The 20,350-nt window shown below is 49.3% G+C and carries 26 protein-coding genes; 1 reads left to right on the top strand and 25 read right to left on the bottom strand.

Features of this window, described 5'->3' with window-relative positions:
* Positions 1-18: 18 nt before the first annotated feature.
* From AC4ED1_RS05060 to AC4ED1_RS05020, 9 genes are all read right to left on the bottom strand, one after another.
* Positions 19-813, bottom strand: a complete 795-nt coding sequence (locus AC4ED1_RS05060) for a peptidase associated/transthyretin-like domain-containing protein (RefSeq protein WP_490936335.1) — start codon at positions 811-813, stop codon at positions 19-21.
* Positions 804-1,667: a dTDP-4-dehydrorhamnose reductase gene (gene rfbD, locus AC4ED1_RS05055; protein WP_490936334.1), complete on the bottom strand. Its 864-nt coding sequence runs from the start codon at positions 1,665-1,667 to the stop codon at positions 804-806. Before rfbD ends, AC4ED1_RS05060 begins: the two co-directional genes overlap by 10 nt.
* Complete coding sequence (gene rfbB, locus AC4ED1_RS05050; RefSeq protein WP_490936333.1) at positions 1,664-2,668, bottom strand: dTDP-glucose 4,6-dehydratase; 1,005 nt, start codon at positions 2,666-2,668, stop codon at positions 1,664-1,666. The genes rfbD and rfbB overlap by 4 nt, the downstream gene beginning before the upstream one ends.
* 11 nt (positions 2,669-2,679) lie before the next feature.
* On the bottom strand, positions 2,680-3,135 hold the full coding sequence (locus AC4ED1_RS05045; RefSeq protein WP_490936332.1) for a dTDP-4-dehydrorhamnose 3,5-epimerase family protein: 456 nt from the start codon (positions 3,133-3,135) through the stop codon (positions 2,680-2,682).
* Positions 3,136-3,172: 37 nt separating this feature from the next.
* Positions 3,173-3,655 (bottom strand): class I SAM-dependent methyltransferase, encoded by a 483-nt coding sequence (locus AC4ED1_RS05040; protein ID WP_490936331.1) that lies wholly within the window; start codon positions 3,653-3,655, stop codon positions 3,173-3,175.
* Positions 3,652-4,512 carry a glycosyltransferase family 2 protein gene (locus tag AC4ED1_RS05035; protein WP_490936330.1) on the bottom strand — a complete coding sequence of 287 codons (861 nt, stop codon included), beginning with the start codon at positions 4,510-4,512 and terminating at the stop codon, positions 3,652-3,654. Before AC4ED1_RS05035 ends, AC4ED1_RS05040 begins: the two co-directional genes overlap by 4 nt.
* Before the next feature lie 12 nt (positions 4,513-4,524).
* Entirely contained in the window at positions 4,525-5,118 is a 594-nt protein-coding gene (locus AC4ED1_RS05030) for a methyltransferase domain-containing protein (protein ID WP_490936329.1), read from the bottom strand.
* Between the two features lie 36 nt (positions 5,119-5,154).
* Positions 5,155-6,168: a glycosyltransferase family protein gene (locus AC4ED1_RS05025; protein ID WP_490936328.1), complete on the bottom strand. Its 1,014-nt coding sequence runs from the start codon at positions 6,166-6,168 to the stop codon at positions 5,155-5,157.
* Between the two features lie 166 nt (positions 6,169-6,334).
* Positions 6,335-6,874, bottom strand: a complete 540-nt coding sequence (locus AC4ED1_RS05020; protein WP_490936327.1) for a CatB-related O-acetyltransferase — start codon at positions 6,872-6,874, stop codon at positions 6,335-6,337.
* A 160-nt stretch (positions 6,875-7,034) separates the two neighbouring features.
* On the opposite strand from AC4ED1_RS05020, the gene AC4ED1_RS05015 reads away from it, so the two are divergent.
* Entirely contained in the window at positions 7,035-7,727 is a 693-nt protein-coding gene (locus AC4ED1_RS05015; RefSeq protein ID WP_490936326.1) for a glycosyltransferase family 2 protein, read from the top strand.
* 83 nt (positions 7,728-7,810) lie between these two features.
* On the opposite strand, the gene AC4ED1_RS05010 is transcribed toward AC4ED1_RS05015, so the two are convergent.
* The 16 genes from AC4ED1_RS05010 to AC4ED1_RS04935 all read right to left on the bottom strand — a co-directional run bounded on the left by AC4ED1_RS05010 (position 7,811) and on the right by AC4ED1_RS04935 (position 20,346).
* Complete coding sequence (locus tag AC4ED1_RS05010) at positions 7,811-8,890, bottom strand: YncE family protein (protein WP_490936325.1); 1,080 nt, start codon at positions 8,888-8,890, stop codon at positions 7,811-7,813.
* Between the two features lie 131 nt (positions 8,891-9,021).
* Positions 9,022-9,444, bottom strand: a complete 423-nt coding sequence (locus tag AC4ED1_RS05005; protein ID WP_490936324.1) for a class I SAM-dependent methyltransferase — start codon at positions 9,442-9,444, stop codon at positions 9,022-9,024.
* Between the two features lie 60 nt (positions 9,445-9,504).
* Positions 9,505-9,942, bottom strand: coding sequence for a rhodanese-like domain-containing protein (locus AC4ED1_RS05000; protein ID WP_490936323.1), 438 nt, complete (start codon positions 9,940-9,942; stop codon positions 9,505-9,507).
* A gap of 509 nt (positions 9,943-10,451) precedes the next feature.
* Complete coding sequence (lgt, locus tag AC4ED1_RS04995) at positions 10,452-11,234, bottom strand: prolipoprotein diacylglyceryl transferase (protein ID WP_490936322.1); 783 nt, start codon at positions 11,232-11,234, stop codon at positions 10,452-10,454.
* 34 nt (positions 11,235-11,268) lie between these two features.
* Positions 11,269-12,039: an urease accessory protein UreH domain-containing protein gene (locus AC4ED1_RS04990; protein ID WP_490936321.1), complete on the bottom strand. Its 771-nt coding sequence runs from the start codon at positions 12,037-12,039 to the stop codon at positions 11,269-11,271.
* Between the two features lie 72 nt (positions 12,040-12,111).
* On the bottom strand, positions 12,112-12,273 hold the full coding sequence (locus tag AC4ED1_RS04985; RefSeq protein ID WP_490936320.1) for a hypothetical protein: 162 nt from the start codon (positions 12,271-12,273) through the stop codon (positions 12,112-12,114).
* Between the two features lie 186 nt (positions 12,274-12,459).
* A complete protein-coding gene (locus AC4ED1_RS04980) occupies positions 12,460-12,975 on the bottom strand; it encodes a multicopper oxidase domain-containing protein (RefSeq protein WP_490936319.1) in 516 nt (171 codons plus the stop codon).
* Positions 12,912-13,514 carry a multicopper oxidase domain-containing protein gene (locus AC4ED1_RS04975; protein WP_490936318.1) on the bottom strand — a complete coding sequence of 201 codons (603 nt, stop codon included), beginning with the start codon at positions 13,512-13,514 and terminating at the stop codon, positions 12,912-12,914. The genes AC4ED1_RS04980 and AC4ED1_RS04975 overlap by 64 nt, the downstream gene beginning before the upstream one ends.
* 170 nt (positions 13,515-13,684) lie before the next feature.
* Entirely contained in the window at positions 13,685-13,906 is a 222-nt protein-coding gene (locus AC4ED1_RS04970; RefSeq protein ID WP_490936317.1) for an SHOCT domain-containing protein, read from the bottom strand.
* An 88-nt stretch (positions 13,907-13,994) separates the two neighbouring features.
* Complete coding sequence (locus AC4ED1_RS04965) at positions 13,995-15,353, bottom strand: sensor histidine kinase (RefSeq protein WP_490936316.1); 1,359 nt, start codon at positions 15,351-15,353, stop codon at positions 13,995-13,997.
* Positions 15,346-16,050, bottom strand: a complete 705-nt coding sequence (locus AC4ED1_RS04960) for a response regulator (RefSeq protein ID WP_490936315.1) — start codon at positions 16,048-16,050, stop codon at positions 15,346-15,348. Before AC4ED1_RS04960 ends, AC4ED1_RS04965 begins: the two co-directional genes overlap by 8 nt.
* Positions 16,051-16,189: 139 nt before the next feature.
* Positions 16,190-16,447 (bottom strand): hypothetical protein, encoded by a 258-nt coding sequence (locus tag AC4ED1_RS04955; RefSeq protein WP_490936314.1) that lies wholly within the window; start codon positions 16,445-16,447, stop codon positions 16,190-16,192.
* A 49-nt stretch (positions 16,448-16,496) separates the two neighbouring features.
* Complete coding sequence (locus AC4ED1_RS04950) at positions 16,497-17,060, bottom strand: acyltransferase (protein ID WP_490936313.1); 564 nt, start codon at positions 17,058-17,060, stop codon at positions 16,497-16,499.
* Positions 17,057-18,031, bottom strand: a complete 975-nt coding sequence (locus AC4ED1_RS04945) for a Gfo/Idh/MocA family oxidoreductase (protein WP_490936312.1) — start codon at positions 18,029-18,031, stop codon at positions 17,057-17,059. The genes AC4ED1_RS04950 and AC4ED1_RS04945 overlap by 4 nt, the downstream gene beginning before the upstream one ends.
* Positions 18,028-19,152 (bottom strand): DegT/DnrJ/EryC1/StrS family aminotransferase, encoded by a 1,125-nt coding sequence (locus AC4ED1_RS04940; protein ID WP_490936311.1) that lies wholly within the window; start codon positions 19,150-19,152, stop codon positions 18,028-18,030. The genes AC4ED1_RS04945 and AC4ED1_RS04940 overlap by 4 nt, the downstream gene beginning before the upstream one ends.
* A 6-nt stretch (positions 19,153-19,158) precedes the next feature.
* Positions 19,159-20,346 (bottom strand): glycosyltransferase family 4 protein, encoded by a 1,188-nt coding sequence (locus AC4ED1_RS04935; RefSeq protein ID WP_490936310.1) that lies wholly within the window; start codon positions 20,344-20,346, stop codon positions 19,159-19,161.
* Positions 20,347-20,350: the final 4 nt, after the last annotated feature.

Genomic DNA, 20,350 nt, shown 5'->3' with positions numbered 1-20,350 from the left:
CGCTCGCCGAGCACCTCATTACGAAAGCGGCAACATGGGAATATGAATGGTTTTCCCGTACCCCTCGATTTGAACTTTAATTTCCTGCTCCCCATAGTTTTCCGCTTTTCCCGCTATGATGAATTCTCCGGCTGCCAGTCCGTGAAACTCATAATGTCCCTTGACATCGGCAGATGTTTGCATTATGAGTTTTTTCCCTTTGTCGAGCAATCGGACTTCGGCCTTTTGCAAATCATGACCCGAAAATTTGTCATAGACGGTTCCCCGTATGAACGATGAGGGGGAAGGTTGGATCTTTTCCCACCATTCCCTTTCTTGCAACGGGTTTAACATGGCCCGGTCAGGCACCTTGTAGGTGTCGGCAAGCAAAAAGGAGAGGGAGTCCCACACTTCTTCCTCCAGAAAATACACTTTTTTTGAAGGTTTGAAATCGAACAAACCGGCATAAGGCTCCATCAGATCCGACAGGCCGGGAACCATGATTTCATCCAATAAAAAAGAAAGTTTTCGCTCGTCCTCATTCATGCCTTTTTCCTTTGGGACAAACACATCGCTTGCCACAATCTCCAAATTCCCCCTGATCATGGGCGGGATCGCGGCCGTAACCGTAAACTGTCCTCCCGGATTGATTTCCTGATGAAGCAGTTCTCCGTTCACATAAACGAAAAGGGTCAGTTTCTCCGGATAAGGGAGCCGGCGACCGTGCAGGATCAAGGACGATTCTTTTTTGACATTTCGCAGCGGGACGACAAAACGCTTCGAAACCCATCCGTCATGATAGCGGCCTGTAAATTCTTCGTTATTCATGGACATTTGCCGCCTCCTTTTGCGAAACTTGATCCGATAAAAGCTTTCAAGGCGTCTCTCCAATGCCGCAACTCCGGAAAACCGTTCAGCCGGATCGCCATATGGTCAAGGACGGAATACGCGGGTCTGGGCGCCGGACGGGGAAAATCTTTGGTTGCAACAGGGATTACTTTAATCTCCCGTCCCGTTTCCGCAAAAATGGCTTCTGCGAAATCATACCGGGAACAGGCGCCGGTATTGGAGGCATGATAGACGCCATACTTGTCCGTTTCGATCAAATCCTTGAGAAAACAGGCAAGGTCCAGCGTATAGGTGGGAGAGCCCACCTGGTCGCAAACGACAGGCAGTTCCCATCGATCTTGAGCCAGTTGCAACAGGGTCTTTACGAAATTATGGCCCTGCTTGCCGTAGACCCAGGAAGTTCTTACGATGAAGTACCTGTCGGACAGGGTCTTGACCAATTCCTCGCCGGCCAGCTTGGATTTGCCGTAGACGCTCCGGGGAGCGGGAGGATCAAACTCTTTGTAGGGGGCGGCGCTTTGCCCGTCAAACACGTAATCGGTGCTGATGTAGACGATTTTTGCTCCCGCTTGCCGGGCGGCCACCGCCACATTGCGGGTGCCGTAAGCATTCACGAGATACGCCCTGTCCTGATCGCGCTCCGCCTGATCCACCCGGGTATAGGCGGCGGTGTGAAAAATGACATCCGGTTTGATGCGATGAACGGTTTCGACAACTTGGGACAAATCGGTAATATCCATCTCCTGTCGGCTGCAGCCGAATACTTGGTGATGACGCGACAGGACGCTGACCAGGTCGCTGCCCAACTGCCCCTTCGCTCCCGTTACCAGGATTTTCATGGAATCCCCCCGCTCTTGATGCGTCTCCACCATTCCCGGTTGGCGGTATACCATTTCACCGTTTCCCTGATTCCCGTTTCAAACGTATATTTCGGCATCCATCCCAGTTGGGCGCGAATCTTTGCGGCATCGACCGCATAACGCCGGTCGTGGCCGGGACGGTCCGGGACAAAACGAATTAAATTCTCCGGTTTGTTTAAAAGAGATAAAATCTGCTTGACGATCCCGATATTGGTGCGTTCGTTGTTTCCGCCCACATTGTAGACTTCGCCGGCCTTCCCCTTGTGAATCACCAAATCAATAGCCGCGCAATGGTCTGCCACGTGCAACCAATCCCGGACATGTCCGCCGTCGCCGTAAACCGGCAGTTTCTCATCTGCGAGGGCGTTCGTTATCATAAGCGGAATCAGCTTCTCGGGAAACTGGTAAGGCCCATAGTTGTTGGAGCAGCGGGTGATGTTCACGCATAATCCATAGGTTTCATGGTACGCGCGAACCAGCAGGTCCGCCCCCGCTTTGCTGGAAGAATACGGACTGTTGGGAGCGAGAGGCGTCTCTTCAGTGAAACGGCCCGTTTCCCCCAGAGTGCCATACACCTCGTCGGTGGAAATCTGTACGTACTTCTTCACGTTGTACTTGCGGGCCGCCTCCAACAACACTTGTGTCCCGAGGACATTCGTGCGAATGAAGATATCCGGCTCCGTGATACTGCGGTCCACGTGGGATTCCGCAGCAAAGTTGACAATCACGTCCACCGGGCCGTGCGAGATGCCGACTGTCCGCTTCCCCGCCACAAGGGCTTCCACCAGCTCCCGGTCACAGATATCCCCTTGAACAAATTGATAATGGGAATAGTTTTCAATGTCTCTGAGATTCTCAAGGTTTCCCGCGTATGTGAGCAAATCAAGATTCATGATCCGATAATGGGGATATTTGCAAAGCATGTACCGGATAAAATTGCTGCCAATAAAGCCTGCTCCGCCGGTGACAAGCAGTTTCATGCGTCTCCCCCTTATTTGAACCTGGTGGTCCAATCGAACCCGATCTCCGGATCGTTATAGGGAATTCTGTGTTCATCAGGATCATTCGGATCATAAGAGAGATTGGTCAGGTAGGTAATGATGGCCGGTTCATTGCCAAGCACCCGGTATCCGTGCGCCACCCCGCGGGGAATGAAAAGGGAAATCGGGTTGTTTTCCCCCATATAGTAAACATCCGTTTGCTTATGGGTCGGAGAATCTTCGCGCAGGTCATAAAGGACCGCCTGCACGTTCCCTTTTGGAAAAAACCAGATATCATCCTGTTTTTGATGGTAATGGAAAGCTTTAATGACACCGGGATAACTGAGGGATACCGACAACTGGCCAAATCGCTCCAACAGATGGTCGTCGTCGCGCAGGACTTCCATGAAATAGCCGCGGTCATCGGCATGTTTCAGCAATTTTTTGATTTTTACCCCGTGGATCAAAGCGAGTCATCCTTTCCCGCACAATTCTTAAACAAGTTCACTGCCGTTTTTTTAAAATCGCCTTTAAATGCGACCCGGGCGATGTATGGTCGATCAGACACTGTTCCACGATATCGAATTTCGTGTTGATCCCGTACATCAAATTGGGAGCTGCAAAATATTGCAGGGAAGCTTCCGTCCATACCGATTTATGGGTGGGGTCCTGCCAAACCTCCCGTTTTGGGTAAACCGGAGTGAAAATCTCGAAAACGCCGCCCGGTTTCAAAATGCGGTATACCTCATTAAACAGTGTGATAACGGGATACTCCACTTGCCACTTGCCATTTTCCTTGTAACAGACATAGGGAGGTACGTGCTCAATAAAATCGTAAGCCACCACTTTGTCTGCGGAATTGTCCGCCAACGGTATCGGTTCCAATCCGAGATTGCAGACAATATCCGCCTGGCTGGCCGGCGGAGAAACGATATCGATTCCGACATCCCCTCGCTTGTTTGCACCGCATCCCAAATCCACAATCATGATATCCCTTCCTTCCAGATTTCTCTCCATCTCGCAAGGCGCTGTTCCGTCAACCGATTCAACTTCAAGTCCTGATAGATGCGATCCCCAATCTCCCCCCATTTTCGAAGGAAAGCATTGCCCGAATCGATCAGTTGGGGATAGCCAAATTCCCGGCTGGTTGCGTTGCCGAAATGGTGCACATAGACTCCCCCAAAAATCTCCACCCTGTTCCAACGCGGGCCGATCAGCGCCCTTTGCACAAAATCCACGTCTTCCCAAAACGCTATGCCAAACCCTTCTTCAAATAATCCGATCGTGTCAAACAGCTCTCTGCGGATGACCACCACGGAAAAATGAATATCGAAAATTCGCAAATCGGCATTTCTTTGCGAAAACGATGCCGCGAAGGAATCGAATCCCCCATAGAATTGGTCCAACTCCGCGATCGACCAGCCGATCGGGTCCTCTCGCCGCCGAAGAATGGTTTCATTGGGAAAATGTTGGGGATGCGCCCACATATACGTATTTTCCACCGGGCTGATCATACCGTTTCGATTGTCCGCTTCGATTTCGTACAGCAAAGCTTCCATCCAGCCGCGGGCAACCACGACATCGTTATTGCAAATGCATATATATGGCGCTTTCGCAATTTGAACTCCTTGATTCCATCCCTTGCTCACGCCAAGATTCCGCTCGTTTTGAACCACAACAACGTCCGGCAGACTTTGCAAATACTGCTTTGTACCGTCTGTCGATCCGTTATCCACCACGATTAACTCGTAAGGAACCATTGTGTGTTTCCTTACGCTTTCAATAAACATCCGGGTGAATGGAAGCTGATTGTACACACAGGTCACAATACTGCACTTGATCATGCGGGCCTCCTGCTAGCCATTTATGTTCAAATGGCTGGAGCGCACCGTAAATCCGTATCTGCCCCTTACCTCGTCAAGAAACGATTGCAGATTTTCCAAAGGAGGATCACTGTTTTTCATCGCAACGGCGTATACTTCACAGGGATCCACTTCCAGCGGATGTTTTTCCCATAAAACAGTCAAAAACGAAAACTTCTCCAGCAGCATCCGGATGCAGGACGGAGTAAAACGCCAGTAATCAGACGGGTAGTCATGGATTTGAAAATTAAAGGGAACCGCCAAAATAAGCAGCCCTCTATCCTCTAACACCCGATGAATTTCCCGAATCGCGGAAAAAGGATTTGCAACGTGTTCCAAGGTATCCACAGTGATGATCGTGCCGACCGATCCGTCCTGCAGCGACAACGATTCGACGTTTTCAAGCCGATCCACGCCGGGTCCGGGCCGCATATCGCACCCCACATATTGTTTCCCCGGAAAATACGGGCGTAAATCCGCATACCCTTCCTGGCCCGCTACCTGGTAGGAGCCGATTTCACAGATCGGCTCCGGGACCGCAAAATGTTTGATGGCGATCTCCAAAAACTGTTTTACGATGCTTTGCACCCGTTCATCATCCCCCGCTGAAATATTTGATTCGCCTTACTCACCTGTCAACTCCAGATACTTCCAGGCAATATGCTGCCACTGATGTTGTTGTACATACTCCAGTTGTTTTTGATTCGGAGAAAGCTGACCGATGGCCGCAAGCCGCTCGCGCAATTCTCCTTCATCTTTTACCTTGATCGCCACATCTGCCGGGATATCCCTAAACCAGCCGACATCATTGACAATAACCGGCCTGAGCGATGCCAGCGCTATACATATGGCGCTTGAAGAGACCAAAGCGTCGGTTTCCGGGTACCAAAGGACGATGGCATCTGACGCTCCCAATCGCATGACCAATTGATCCATCGGCAGCCATTCCCGGATATGCATGATATGATCTCCGTCTATCAGACAACTGTGGGTCGAATCCATGACCGCAAACCGATAGCCCAGTCCTGCGGACACTTTGGAAATCAGCCTGTAATCGGTTCGCCCCAACCCGAATGTGGATACAATGTTGCCTTCATAGTGAAAACGTTGTTTGAGAGCGGCTTTTTCAGCCAGCAGGGGAGGCGGATTTCCATGGGGAAGGTGGTGGCAGCCGGGAATGAATTGTTTGATGCCGGAATGGGTACACGCAAAGTTTTCGACCAGATCAAACGGAAACTGCGGACCAATGCATGAATCGTGAAAAGTAACGATCGCTTTTATAGCCTGTTGTTTACAATGTTGAAAAAGGGGTCTTAAATTTTGATCATGAAAAATTCCGTTTTGGTACTGCATGATGATAATTTCGATTTGTCTCCCTTCCAGTTCCCGAAACAGCAGCGGGTAATCGAAATCCCCGGATTCGCTCCATGCGCCGGCATTAAAACAGCGGACGATGTCAACCGGTTCGCGGATATCCTCCTCCGCGATCAGCCACCTTCGATCGGGGCGAACCGTTTCCGTTTTATTTCCGAAAATGGTGACGGCATGCCCCAACTGTTGGAAAGCATAATAAAGCGACAAGTTGTATTGAGCAATTCCGCATTTCATTCCATGCGAGCTAAACAATCCGATCCGCAAGGCACGGCCTCCCCCCACCGCTTTTGCCGTTTTGAATCATGTTTATGCCGACGGTTACCTGATTGAAACGTGGCATTGTTATCAAAAACCACCTACATTTCATTTAAACCGAATCCGTCCCCGAAAGCGGATCGGTGCCTGCCTGTCTTCGCATGTGACGCCAAATTTATCCGTATTTTTCAATGAATTCTTCTATTTTATCGGAAAGCAATAACGGCCACGCCTTGGCGATTTCGTGTATCTCCCAATGCCACCAAGCGATTTGTTGCAAATTGTCGATTATGCTTTGAGGAAAGCGAAACCGAATGATTTTTGCCGGATGGCCGCCTACAATGGCATATGGCGGAACGTCCTTCGTTACTACACTGCGTGCTCCTATGACCGCTCCATTCCCTATCGTCACTCCCGAGAGAATGAGCGCGTCTTTCCCTATCCACACATCATGTCCGATAATCACGTCTCCCTTGGATTCCGGGTGTCCTTTAAACGCTTCAGCCCCTTCGAAAAGGGGATTAAACGGGTAGGTTGTCACCCAATCCGTGCGATGTTCCCCGCCCAACAGAATCGTCACACCATCGGCTATCGAACAAAATTTTCCAATTTTTAGAGTTGTCCCGTCCCCATAAGAAAAAATTTGCGGAGTGCCGTATGTCCAATCGCCTATTTCGTATGGGGCGTAGTAAGGGATTTGGTTTGTATAAATCATTCCGCTCCCTCCTTTTGTTTTCCGCAATTCACTATATTTGCCGCCGCCTCCTGAAGGCACGGCCGTTGATTCACCGAAGGAATACAGATTTTATGTTTTCACCGACTTTTTTTCCGCCGCATACAACATAGTAGGAAACGAGCAGGGAAGGAGCATCCAGATGGTAGGGCTTATGCTGACCACATACAATCAGCTTGAAGATACGCAAAAGTCTTTGGAAAGTCTTGAAAAAAACACGACTCACCCATACAATATCGTGATTGTAGACAATGCTTCCACGGACGGAACCCTTTCATTTTTAAAGGAAAAAGAATATCATGTGATCGAAAACAAACGTCCCGTCTGCCTTTCCGTGGCATTAAATCAAGGTTTGCGCCGCTTGCTTTCGGATCCCGGGAACCGTTATATCGGCTGGATCCACAACGATATGACGTTCTATCCGAACTGGCTGCAGCGATTGACAGATCATTTGATGCATAACCCTTCTGTCGGAAAGCTGGCTCCCGTCAGTCTGCATCTGTTCGGGCCGGATGATCCGGATTTTGCGGAAGAATTTATGACACGGCATCAGGGCATTTGCTATCCCGGCAATGCTTGTCCCTGGATCATGCCGAGAGAGGTGATAGAAAAAGTGGGGGAGTTTGACGAACGATTTATTAAATGCGGGGGATACGAGGATTGGGATTATAATAACCGGATTCTGGAAGCGGGTTACCAGGTTATGATTACCAAGGGAAGCGTTGTGTGGCACCCGGCGATGGGGACCCGGAAAAACCATGACGAGTCCGCATCGGCTCGACATAACGGCAAAATTTATTATGAAAAATGGGGAATCAGCCACCCAAAGGTATAGCCATTCCCCAGGACCCATATGACAAACGAATAAACCGGACTCAACCGCCGACATATAACCCGTTTCCGTCATTTTGGGTTGGTTCAGGGCTTAAAACTGATCCCGTTCGGAACCTTATCCACCTTCACCGTTGCGATTACCTTGTTTTCGTTATTATCGATGACACTGACTGTATTTTCAAACATGTTTGTGACATACACATATTTATTGTCGCTACTGGTGACTACGCCGTGAGAGCCTTGCCCGGTTTCAATGGTTGCAACCACTTTCTTCGTCGCCAAATCAATCTTGGAAACACTGTGGGAAGGTTTCTCTTCCGTTCCCTGGTTTGCCACAAAAACATATTTATCGTCCAATTGAACAAACACTTGCGCCGGCCCTTCACCAACAGGCACTTTTTCCACTTTATCCGATGCAAGATCGACAATGGCCAGTGCATTCTCGGCATTTATCGTTACGAGAAGCGTTCTCCCGTCACTTGTGATTCCGGTTTGCACCGGAGTCTTGCCAACCTTGATTTTTTTCATTTCTTTTAAATTTGAAAGATCCAATACACTTACCGTATCTTCACCCATATTAGCCACGTAAGCAAATTTGCTATCAGGAGCTATGCGAAGCCCGTGTGGGCCCTTTCCCGTGGAAATCGTTTGCACCGGATTATAGGTTTTGGCATCGAGCACCGTAACAGTATTGTCTTCGTTGTTTGTAACGAGAACATATTTTCCATCCTGTGTAAACACAATGTGGGCAGGATGGTTCCCAACCTGAACCGTTTTGATCGGTTTATTTGTTTCCGCATCGTAAAACACGGCGGATCCTTTCATTTCCATGTTTCCATGGCCTTCCATCTTGGGAACCAGGGTCGCTCCCAACACTTTGCCGTCCGGAGAAACCTGCACATTATGGACAGATCCGTCCAGCTTGATCGTGTCCAGCACCGTATATTTTACAGCGTCAACCTTTGAGATGCTGCCCCCTTCATTTGCCGTAAAGAAAAAGGAACCCTTCTGCTGTTTCGCTTCATCCTTTTTGATATCTTGCGCTTTGGCAGGTGCCTGAGTGTTGGCCGATTCGCCGCTTTTGCCTGTTTGTGAGTTGCTGCAGGCCGTCAATCCTGCAATCAACAAAGTGGATACACCCAACAAAACATATTTTGATTTCATTTCCCATCGCCTCCCCCTTTTATCTTTTATTATTGTAATCTTGAAATGTGGAGAACCGGTGAATATAGCCTGTGAGAATAATCACACCGTCAAATGCCGCAATATTCTTCCACGCCGTATGCCCTTCAAATTTATTTTTTGTTTTCTGCCTCAATCGCCAGAAAGAGACCGTTGGCGTACCCTTCCACGCGAACAGTCTGAAAACCGGTCCGTCCAATCAGTTCGAGCGTGTTTCGGTTTAAATGACACCCGTCGCAGAGACGCTTCCATACAGGCGTCAACCAATCCTGCAATCGGCCGAGTACGGGGCGATTCATTCTTACGTGTTCGAAAAAAAGGACTTTTCCATCCGGTTTGCAAACCCGACGAATCTCCTGCAAAGCGATGGACGGATCCGGAATGGTGCAGAGAACCAGGGTCCCAACCACCGTATCAAAGGAATTGTCCGGAAACGGGAGATTCTCCGCTCCTGCTGAAATCACTTCAATCGGGACGCGCCCCTTACTGGCCCAAGGTTCCATCAATCTGTCATACCATCTGGAGAACCAACTCAACTCCGTTCCCCCCTTACTGAAAAAAGTAATACTTAAAATGATGGAACCTAACAATCACTTTTATTCACTCACTTTGTTACGGGACCGTCCCACGCAGCCATACCGCCTTTTAAAACCGCCTTTTAAATTCGAAACGTTTTGGATTCCTTTCTCTACCATCATTTGACTGGTAACATCCCCCATCGGACCTGTATGGCAAACGAACACCACCGGCTTGGTGGGTGAGACTTCGTTCATTCTGTTCTTGAACTCGTCAAATGGGATGTTCACGGCTCCGGGAATATGGCCATTCTTGAAAAGGGAGGGCTCTCGCAGGTCGATGATTTTCAGATCCTGCTTGCCGTTTAACATCGAAATCAACTGAGATGAGGCGATCACCGAATATCCTTTGCCGGAACCGGTGTTCGCATTGCGGGAACCGGCAAATTGATTCCATGCGAAAACAGCGGCAGAGATGAGAATCGACACCAGTGCAAATATTGCCAGCCAACGTTTCATCCGAATCCTCCTTCCCGAGCGAAAATCCGATTCCAGATACTCAGAATCCATAGTTCGCATACAAAAGATAAGCTACCGAAAAAATGGTCATGGCCGTCGACAAACCTAATGTCACAAGGCCAGATCTCGTTTTCCACGATTTTGATTTCCACGCCATGAAATAAGCCAATCCGAGTGAACTGATCGCCAGCCCGAGTAACAGGTATTGATATTTAAAGAAAAACGCACTGGCTGCAAACGCGACACCGCTCAGACCGAGCGGCAAAATGAGTATGGGCGCCAGTCAGGCGAGACAAGACAACCAGGAAAATACAAGGGCCGTCTTCTGAACGAGTTTGCTTTTTTGCTGCGATTTCAAATCCCCGCCCTCCTTTCTCAATGGACCTCGCAAAATCATTCACTCCACCGCTCAGCCGGCTAATTCACCGGTTGCCAACCGGCGTTACCGAATCATGGCAAACGTGAAAATCACGGCTGCAGATAACAAAACGGTGAGCCGGGTTAAAAAATCAGGCACTCGTTGCATGCTTGGCAACTCCTTTTCTTGTTACCAGCAAAAGAACAACCGTGACAAGCACAGCCGCAACGCTCGTCCATTGGGCGGCCGTCCACCCGAACAAGTATCGAGGGGTATCGCCTCTTAAAAATTCGAGGGCGAACCGACCCAATGAATACAAGGCAACATAAGACAAAAAGAGAGTCCCTTGCGACAGTGGCCGATTTTTCAGGATGAGCAAAAGCGCAAACACAATCAGATTCCACTGGCCTTCCCAGACTTCTGCGGGCCACAACGGCTGACTTCCGTATTGTTCGTAAGCGGCTGTACCAGGTGGATATACGATACCGAAGGGACTTCCTGTCGGAGAACCATAGGCATCCCCATTCAGAAAACAGGCTGCGCGCCCAACTGCCTGCCCCAAAACCATACCGGGTGCAAACAAGTCGGCAGTTTCCCAGAACTTCCAGCCAAATTTTCGGATATACCAGACGGCTACCGCAACGCCGCCGACAAGGCCGCCCTGGATCGACAGACCTCCGTGCCAGATGGAAAAAATCTCAGCCGGATTCTTGAAATAATATCCGGGCTGAAAGAAGAAAACCTCCCAGAGCCGGGCCCCCATCAACCCGCCGACAATCGAAAAAAGGGACACATTGACAACCTGTTCCCGGTCTTTATCGCTTTGTTTGGCAAAATATAAAGTCACGCCGATCCCGATTAAAATCGCCAAGGCCACAATCAATCCGTATGAACGAACCGGAAACCCCCAAAGTTCGAACAGGACAACCCGCATACGCTCTCTCCATCCTTCTTTAGAATTTGCCTCACTATAACATCCAGTACAGGATGGTGTCATTCAGTCCAAGCACAATAAATACAACGGCTACGATCTTGGTAACCACCCGGTTTATTTTGCCTGCGTATCTGACGAATTTTTTCTTCAACGCATCCCCTCCTACCGCCAGTAAATAAGCCAGGAAGAGGAGTGGAAGCGCAGTACCGACTGCAAATACCGCCGGAAAAAATATGCCGCCTGTTGACTGAATCCCCAACGGTATCAGCATCCCAAAGAAAAGCAGAAATAAAGTCGGGCAAAAAACAAGGGAAAATACAATCCCCAATAAGAAAGCCCCCCAAATTCCCTGCTTGGGTACAAATTTCAACAGTTTGTCTTTCGCATTTTCACCCACGGTTTTCCTGAACTTAAGCAGGCCCAGCATGATCAATCCACTCAAGATAAAAATTGGCCCCATCCCTTTTCGAATCAAACTGATGACCGGGATTAAATTTTGGGATATCGCTTCCATTTGTGTGCCAAGGAAAATCACGGTTCCTCCAATGAGTGAATACGCCAAGACCTTACCAGCCACAAAGCCAAGCGCCTGGTTGAGTGTTGCTTCTCCATTTCCCGCATATCGTGCAACATACCCGAAGGCCCCCACGTTAGCAGAGATCTGGCACGGGGCTGTTGCACCCGCCAACCCCAACAATAGCGCAACAAGAACTGGAATGTTGATTCCCCTGGACAACTGATAAATTGGTTCCGCAAGCGAATTTGCAAACTGGGAGTACCATACATAGAAATCGGTCCACTTCATGTCCAATCCCCCAGAAATGATTGAGTGAAAAACCCACACATGGGTGTGGGCCAAAAAACTATTGTCTTATTCTTATTTTTTGTCGTTATTTTGCATCTTGCTGTGGTCCATGCCCGGCATGTTCTTGTCGTTCATGTTCTTGTCGTTCATGTTTTGATTCTCTTTGCTCGAACATGCGGTGAGAAGCCCCGCAGCCAAAACTGCAACCATGATTAATGAAATCCCTTTTTTCATATCCACTTCCTCCTGCATATTGTTGCCAGTCCTCGTTCTCCATTGCCGCTCTTCCCTAAGAATCAAAATAAAACAAAAATGTGTAGTTTCAATGAAGACAACAAAAAAAGAACATCCTGTGCAGGTGCACGCAGAAGATGTTCAAACTGCCATTACCCGGTATAGGCCGACTTGGCTGACCCATCTTTATTTAACGTATTTCACCACAACCATAAGCCCGCCTGGTTCCACGTCGGCATTAGTCGTGTGATGGAGTTCATGGCAGTGAAATACCCAATCTCCCGGATTGTCCGCAACAAAATCAATATCATAAGTTTCGTCGGGGTTTACCGTAACAGTGTTCATAATTTGCGGCGTGGGTAACGGATGCCCGTCCTTCGCAATGATCCGGAAGTCATGGCCGTGAAGATGCATGGGATGAATACCGTTGCTGATATTGGCGAGACGCACTCGAACCAGTTCGCTGTATTTCACCTCCAAAGGAGCCGTATCCGGGAACGATTTACCGTTTATCGTCCAATAATTGTAATTCATTCCCATGACAGAACTGCCTGCATTGTCACCAGGTTGAGGGGTTGTCATATTCGTTCCGCCATGCGGTTCTTTCTGTTGGTCTTTGTTCTTCATCCCCTGTTCCATCATGCTGCGTATATCGCCTTTCTTTTTGAGAGGGTCGGGCTGTCCTTTGGACATGCCAGACATCCCGTCATGCCCTCCTCCTTGTTGTCCCTCCTTTTTTGATCGACCTTTTGGCCAGGGATGTCCCATCCTCCGAACAACATCGTGTATTCCCGGTTATGCTTCAATGGCTGATTCTCGTTCTGCGGATCGATAACCAGAAGTCCGTACAACCCCCTGTCGATCTGTGCAATGCTGTTAAAGTGGGAATGATACATATAGGTCCCCGCATGATTGGCAATAAATTCATATGTAAATGTCTCCCCAGGCTTGATCGCGTGTTGCGTAAACGAGGGCACACCGTCCGTCTTATTCGGAACATGCAATCCGTGCCAGTGAATCGCCGTCTCTTCCGGCAAGCTGTTTTTTAACACGACTCGAATGGTACCCCCTTCCCTGGCACGAATCGTTGGACCGGGTACCGTTCCGTTAAAAGTGTAAGCGTCTGTTTGCACACCGGAGACCACTTCCCAGCGGGCGGGCTTCGCCTCTAATTTGTACTCCCGGACCTGACCGGTGGGATGGATGACATCTGTGGCTGTCAGCGCCGGTAGACTTCGCAATTTGTGGGTTGTCAGAATCTCTTGTTTCTGCTGTTCCGTCAGGTCTCCCCCCCTGTGTCTGCGTGCCCGGAGTATGTCCCGCGGGGTGCTGATTTAGACAACGCCCATGCCGGGCGCACACAAAAAGGGTGGTGCTTTAACAAGCACCACCGAATGGTTACCGTTATTGTTCACTTTCTTAAGACTTCCCGCATATGTTCGTATTCTTCCTGTGTGATTTCACCTCGTGCAAACCGTTCCCGCAGGATGGTTTCCGCATTGTCTTTACTATTTTGGGCAATCAAGCGATCTTTTTTCAGCAAGCTCACCAGGAAATAGATAACCCCCGCAATAATCAACAATTGAATCAGCATACCGACCCAGTCCATCCCCCAACCGTAGCCCATCATCATGTTGTGCTCACTCCTTTCCTGTCTATAGAGTAACAGAAAGTTATGAAGAACTTGTTTAGAGGATCTGAAGAACAGAAGAGACTAAAGATTATTTGGGCAATCGAACGGAAAAAACCGCCCCATGACCCAGTTCACTTTTTACGGATACGATTCCTCCATGCGCCTCAACAATTGCTTTTGCGATTGTAAGCCCTATACCGGCTCCCCCTGTTTTACGATTTCGGGACTTTTCTCCTCGATAAAATCGTTCAAATATAAACGGGATCTCTTCCGGTGCAATCCCCATTCCCGTATCATTTACTTCCGCCACAACCTGATTAGGCTTATCATTCACGGTGACGGTAATGTGTCCCGCTTCACCCGTATATTTGTAGGCGTTATTCAATAAGTTGACAAACACCTGAAGCAAACGATGATAATCCCCGTATACGATAACCGGACCATTTGCCGGCAAGTTCAGTTGAATCTGTTTTTCGGTCCATAATCCCTCAACCGAATTTGCTGCTTCCTTGATCACTTGAATGAGATCAAGTGGCTCTTTGTTTAATTTCAACATTGGATTTTCGACATCGGCCAAATTTTCCAAATCATTGATCAGGCGAATCAGTTGCATGACTTGTTCGTGACAGATTTCCAACTTGTCGGGTGTCGGTTCCCAGATCCCATCTTGAAATGCCTCGATATGACTTCGGACGGTGGCCAACGGAGTGCGCAGCTCATGCGCAATATCCGCAGTAAGATGTCTACGCAGACGTTCTTGCTCTTGAAGAGATTCGGCAAGGCGGTTTAATGCAGTTCCGACTTCTGAAATCTCGTCAGGGGTTTGACTGCTATTCACACGTTGAGACAAGTCTCCCTTTTGCATTTTAATGGCAGCCTCCCTGATGCGGATAAGAGGAGCGCTGATTCCGTTGGAAATATAGCGGCTGAAAAAGTAAACCCCGGTTAAGACCATTCCCAGAGCAATCCATAACAGATTATTGAAAAGATCTGTAAACTGTCGTTTCTGCGTTTGAATATGATTGTCGGTGGATTGAACCTCCAGAACGCCAATTTTTTGTTGTTCTTTCATCAGGGGAACAGAAAGCGCCGCACTGCCACCTTGACTTGGGACAACGCCATTACCCTGAGGCAGTTGGCGGCCCATCATGTTTGAAGTATCCCAAATCAAACGATTGTTCTGGTCAAACAAACGAATCGTCAAATTTCGCATCATCGCATAATGAGAAATCCCCATCAGGGAACTTGGGGCCCAATTGGCTCCCGGTTCATAGGAAGAAACCAACTCATTCACCAGAACATCCGTTTCTTCTTTACGTTGATTGTCGAGATACTTGGTAAAGGAGTAAGACACTGCCACGTTTACTAAAAGAGTGATCGTCAAAAGGGAAATCAACGCCACGCCAAGAAACGAAAGCAGCAGTTTTTTTTGAATTCCGTTATTCATCTTCCGTCACCTGGAACTTGTATCCTACGCCAAATACAGTGGCAATGTAGGAGGGATGTTTGGGATCATCGCCGATTTTTTGCCGCAGATTCTTTATGTGTACATCGACAGTCCGTTCGTACCCTTCAAATGTGTAACCCTGTATTTGATTGATCAGTTCCACCCGGCTAAAAACACGTTTTGGATGTTTGGCTAAAGTAACCAACAACTTAAACTCAATCGGTGTCAAATAAACAGGTTTTTCTTCATGAAAGACTTCATGATGTTCCAAATCAATCTTTAACCGGCCGTTTCGAAACCGTAAAACCTTCTGTTCGAATCCCCCGGTTACTTGTGAACGACGAAGCAGACTGACAATCCGCGCCGTCAATTCTCTTGGGCTGAAAGGTTTTGTTAAATAATCATCGGCTCCAATGAGCAATCCGTTTACTTTATCGTCTTCTTTGCTTTTAGCGGTTAGCATTAAGATGGGAACGTTGGATGTTCTGCGAACGGTACGGCAAATTTCCTCTCCGGTGATATCCGGAAGCATTAAGTCTAACACCAAAAGGTCCGGTTGTAAGTTTTCAAAAAGTTGAAGCGCCGCTGTTCCCGTTTCAGCCACATATACAACATACCCGTTTTTTTCAAGATATGCCTGAATCACGCTTAAGATAGTTGGCTCATCGTCCACCACAAGAATTTTGGGAGCTGTCAATTGTCTCACCCTTTATGTCCGGTATCGGCCAATTGGCTATATCAAGATTATCGCATCATTGTGAAGATTTACTGAAGAGAATTGAAAATAAAAACCCCCCAATCCAGGGAGGTTCCATGGTGATTGCCTTATAGATTCATCATGCTTTCGGGGTCATTTGAGGATTCATGGGTTGAAAGTTTTTGCCCGGTGCTGCCCCACCCGTACCATGACAAGAGTTATACATATCTTTCAATTGTTGTTCGGAAAGATCAGGATGCATCTTTTTCATAAACGGCAGCATCTGTCCAAAGTTGATCGTTCCTTCCCCATCCCCATTTCCTTCTGCGAACACCGCGGCGGTTCCCGCTCCAAGCACCAATCCGGCCGCCAGCAATCCAACAACCATTTTTTTCATTTTCATTCGCCTCCTTTGATGAAAAGGATAGACGAAAAACATGAAAAACTTATTTGCTACTTATGAAGAAGTTGTGAAGGTGCCGGTAGTCCGTTTTGCAGGCAGGACATGTCAAATCGGCGGCCAATCTGTGTCCGCACCGGCAAACCCAGCCAATCCGTCTGGCCGGGTTTCCCGCCATCAGCGCATAGGGTTCCACATCCTTGGTAACAACCGCGCCCGCTCCCACCATCGCGTATTCTCCAATGGTGATGCCGCAGACAATCGTGGCATTGGCTCCGATCGAGGCTCCCTTTTTCACCCGGGTCGGGGTGATTTCCCAATCCTGATTAAATGCTCTGGGGACCAAGTCATTGGTAAACGTCATGTGAGGTCCCAGAAACACGTCATCTTCAATTTCCACCCCACTGAAAACGGAAACCCCGTTTTGAATTTTGCAGCGATTCCCGATTCGTACCCCCCGGTCAATATACACGTCTTTCCCAATAATACAGTCAGAACCGATTGTGGCTCCTTCTCTGATCTGAACCTGATTCCAGACAAGCGTGTTTTCTCCAATCGTTGCCTGCGGGGACACTTCCGCGCTCATGTGAATCCGAACTCCCGGTCTCATTGTTTCTTACCTGCCTCACGGTAATTGACGATGTTTTGTTTCACTGCCTCCGCCATCCGCAGGGTATCCAATCCTTCTTTTGCCGTGACAAGCGGGGTTTTATTGAAACATACGCAGTCGATAAAATGAATCAATTGTTCCTTCAAGGGCTCGTAAGGGGGAACGATCACCTTTTCCAGAATGTTTTGCTGTTTATAATCCGCGTCAGAATTTGACAGGAAAAAGTTGGTGGAACGGGAAATCAAAATCTTTTTGTCCATCAAATCGGCCCGTATATAGGCGTGCTTCGTTACGACATCGATCGTTCTCACTTTTTCCTCCGTGACAATACTGGCGGTCAGGGTGGCCAGCAGACCGTCTGCATATTGAAACGTGGCCACCACATGATTCAGATGCCCATGCAGCGCTCTTCCATAAGCCGTGCACGACACCGGATCGGGGCCGCCCAGATAAGAAAGGATATACAGATCGTGAATCATGGTGTCCATGATCACATCCATATCTTTTACTCTCTCATCAAACGGGCTTAAGCGGTGAATGTCGATCGCGATCACTTCTTCTTGCTGCATGATCGTTTTTAAAACCCGAATCGTCGGATTAAATAATTCAATATGCCCGACTTGCAACTTGAGATTTTTATCGCGTGCCAGTTGTCCCAGTTTTTCTCCTTGTTCGACAGTGGCCGTCATCGGCTTCTCGATTAAGACGTGAACCCCCTGCTCCAAACATCGTCGGGCGACTTGGTAGTGGGCAAAGACGGGAACCGCTACGACTGCGGCATCAACGGCACTCAGCAATCGATCCAGCGTCGGGAACGGTTGTGTTGCAAACTCCCGGGCAATGTGAACCGTCTTTTCCGCATCCGTATCATAGATTCCGATCAAACTGCAGCGATCCGTCAGTCCGGAGAGGGCCCGAACATGGTTTTTTCCCATGGCTCCGGTGCCGATGACACCTATTTTAAGAGTCATGAGCCGCTCCCGCCTTTATAAAAAGCGGCTATGGATGCAGCAACCCGCCCGACCGCCTCTTCCGTCATTTCGGGATAAAGCGGGAGCGAGCAGACTTGATCGGACGCTTGTTCCGCGTTCGGGCACGTTCCTTTTCGGTAATTCAGATGTTGGTAGCTGGGCTGCAAGTAGATGGGTTTCGGATAATGGACCGCCGTCTCGATTCCCCGGTCGCGCAGAAAGGATACAAAATCCTCCCGCTCCGCTCTTGCGGACGTTCGCACCGTGAACAAATGGTAGACGTGATGCATGTTTGGAAATTCGCAAGGGAGTTGCAGAGGAACCCCCCGGAGAAGCGAACAATACTGCCTGGCAAGCTCCCTTCTCCTGCCATTCCAGCGATCGATGTGGCGAAGCTTTACCCGCAGAATGGCTGCCTGGATTTCATCAAGCCGGCTGTTGATCCCCTGCAGTACATGGTGGTATCTGGAAGAGCTGCCGTGAGCCCTTAACATGCGCAATTTGGCGGCAATGTTTTTGTCTGCGGCAACGATCATCCCTCCATCCCCGCATCCTCCCAGATTTTTGGTCGGAAAAAAGGAAAAACAGCCGGCATCTCCCAAGGTTCCGGCCTTTTTCCCCAGACAGCCGGCGCCAAAAGCCTGGCAGGCATCTTCTATGACAATCAGGGAATGTCGCTTGGCAATCCTCATGATCCGGTCCATCCGCGCGCACTGGCCATACAGATGAACCGGTATGATCGCCTTGGTTCGCGGGGTAATCCGTTCCGCAATCCGATCCGGGTCCAGATTGCAGGTATCCAAGTCTATATCGGCAAAAACCGGCTTTGCGCCGGCGCGCAAAATGGCATCGCCGGTGGCCACAAACGAAAACGGGGTCGTGATCACTTCGTCTCCCGGGCCGATATCAAAGGCTTTCAGCGCCAGATACAACGCATCGCTGCCGCTCCCCACCGCAATGCCTTCCGTTGTCCCGAGATACCCGCCAACCTCTTCTTCAAACATCCGGACCTGTTCGCCAAGTATATATTGACCTTTTCGCAGAACTTCCTGAACGGCTTCCGCAACTTCGGTTTGAATCCTGTTGAATTGTGCCTTTAAATCGATCAGAGGGACATTCATGAATCCTCAATCACTCCTATCCCGGCTCTGGTCATTTGCCGACTGCCGGATCATTTTTTTGATCCGGGTCTTAAATAACTCCATACCGTACCACATGGCGGCACGTTCCCGTCCCTTCCTCCCCATCTCTTCTCTTTTTGCGGAATCTCCGACCAGATCCCGGATTGAAGAAGCCAATGCAACAATATCTCCTTTGGCAGTCAACAACCCCGTTTCCCCATGCACCACCATTTCCCGCAAACCGCCCGACTCGTAGGCAACCACACTTTTGCCAAACGCCATGGCTTCAAGCGCCACATTGGGAAAAGCTTCTTCCACAAGACTGGGAACAGCCACCAGATCTGCGGCGGGAAGAATCTCTTCGATCCGGGGAAGCACGCCCAGGTAACGGAACTCTACCGAGCCAATCCGTTCCGCTTCTTCCCGGCAAACATGAAAATACCCGGGGTCTACCACATTGCCCGCCGCCAACAGAACGGCAGCTTTGCCTTCAGGTCTGAGATCGGCGGCAGCCCTGATCAATTCCAGCAATCCTTTCCCGTGATAGATCGATCCGAACCACCCGACAACAACATGGTTGTCTGTCCAGCCGTTCTGACAGCGGGCTGCTTGCCTGTTTCCCGCAACAAGGGAATCGGAAGGAATCTCAACTCCATAAGGAAGCAGCTCAGGCGAACCCGGGGCCCCGTTTTCCCGAGAGATTGACTTCTTGGCGGCTTGCGACGGGACCAGTATCCGATCCGCATAACGGAGGATTGACAAGAATCCTCCGATTCCGTCAGAGTTGGGAATGACTTCGTGAATATACCACCAGACGGGCAGCTTTCTTTTCTGCGCAATCATCGCCGGCAGCCCATTAATGGCGCTGTTGGATACGATCAAATCGGGGGAATATTCCGCAATCGCCCGATCGAGCTGGCCGTCTTCCGCCGCTTGTCGAAGCAAATTCAACTCTGCCGCCAGGCGGTTCGGATCATGGATGAGGCTCCATAATAAAGGAAAAGGCACCACTTTTGCGTCCATTCCCATCCGCATCGCTCTGTCAAGGGACAAACCCGGTTTCGGACTGATCCACCCCACCCGCACCTGCAGGGCCTGACAGGCCGAACCAACCGTCAGCAAAGCTTTTTCCGAACCGGATACCATTTGCGGATGAGCGTCATGACTGACCAGCAGCACTTTCCGAATCTGCACGGAG

This window comes from Effusibacillus sp. SKA8 (assembly GCF_058273125.1).
Note: the sequence above shows the minus strand (reverse complement) of the source record. Positions and strands in the feature narration are given on the sequence as shown.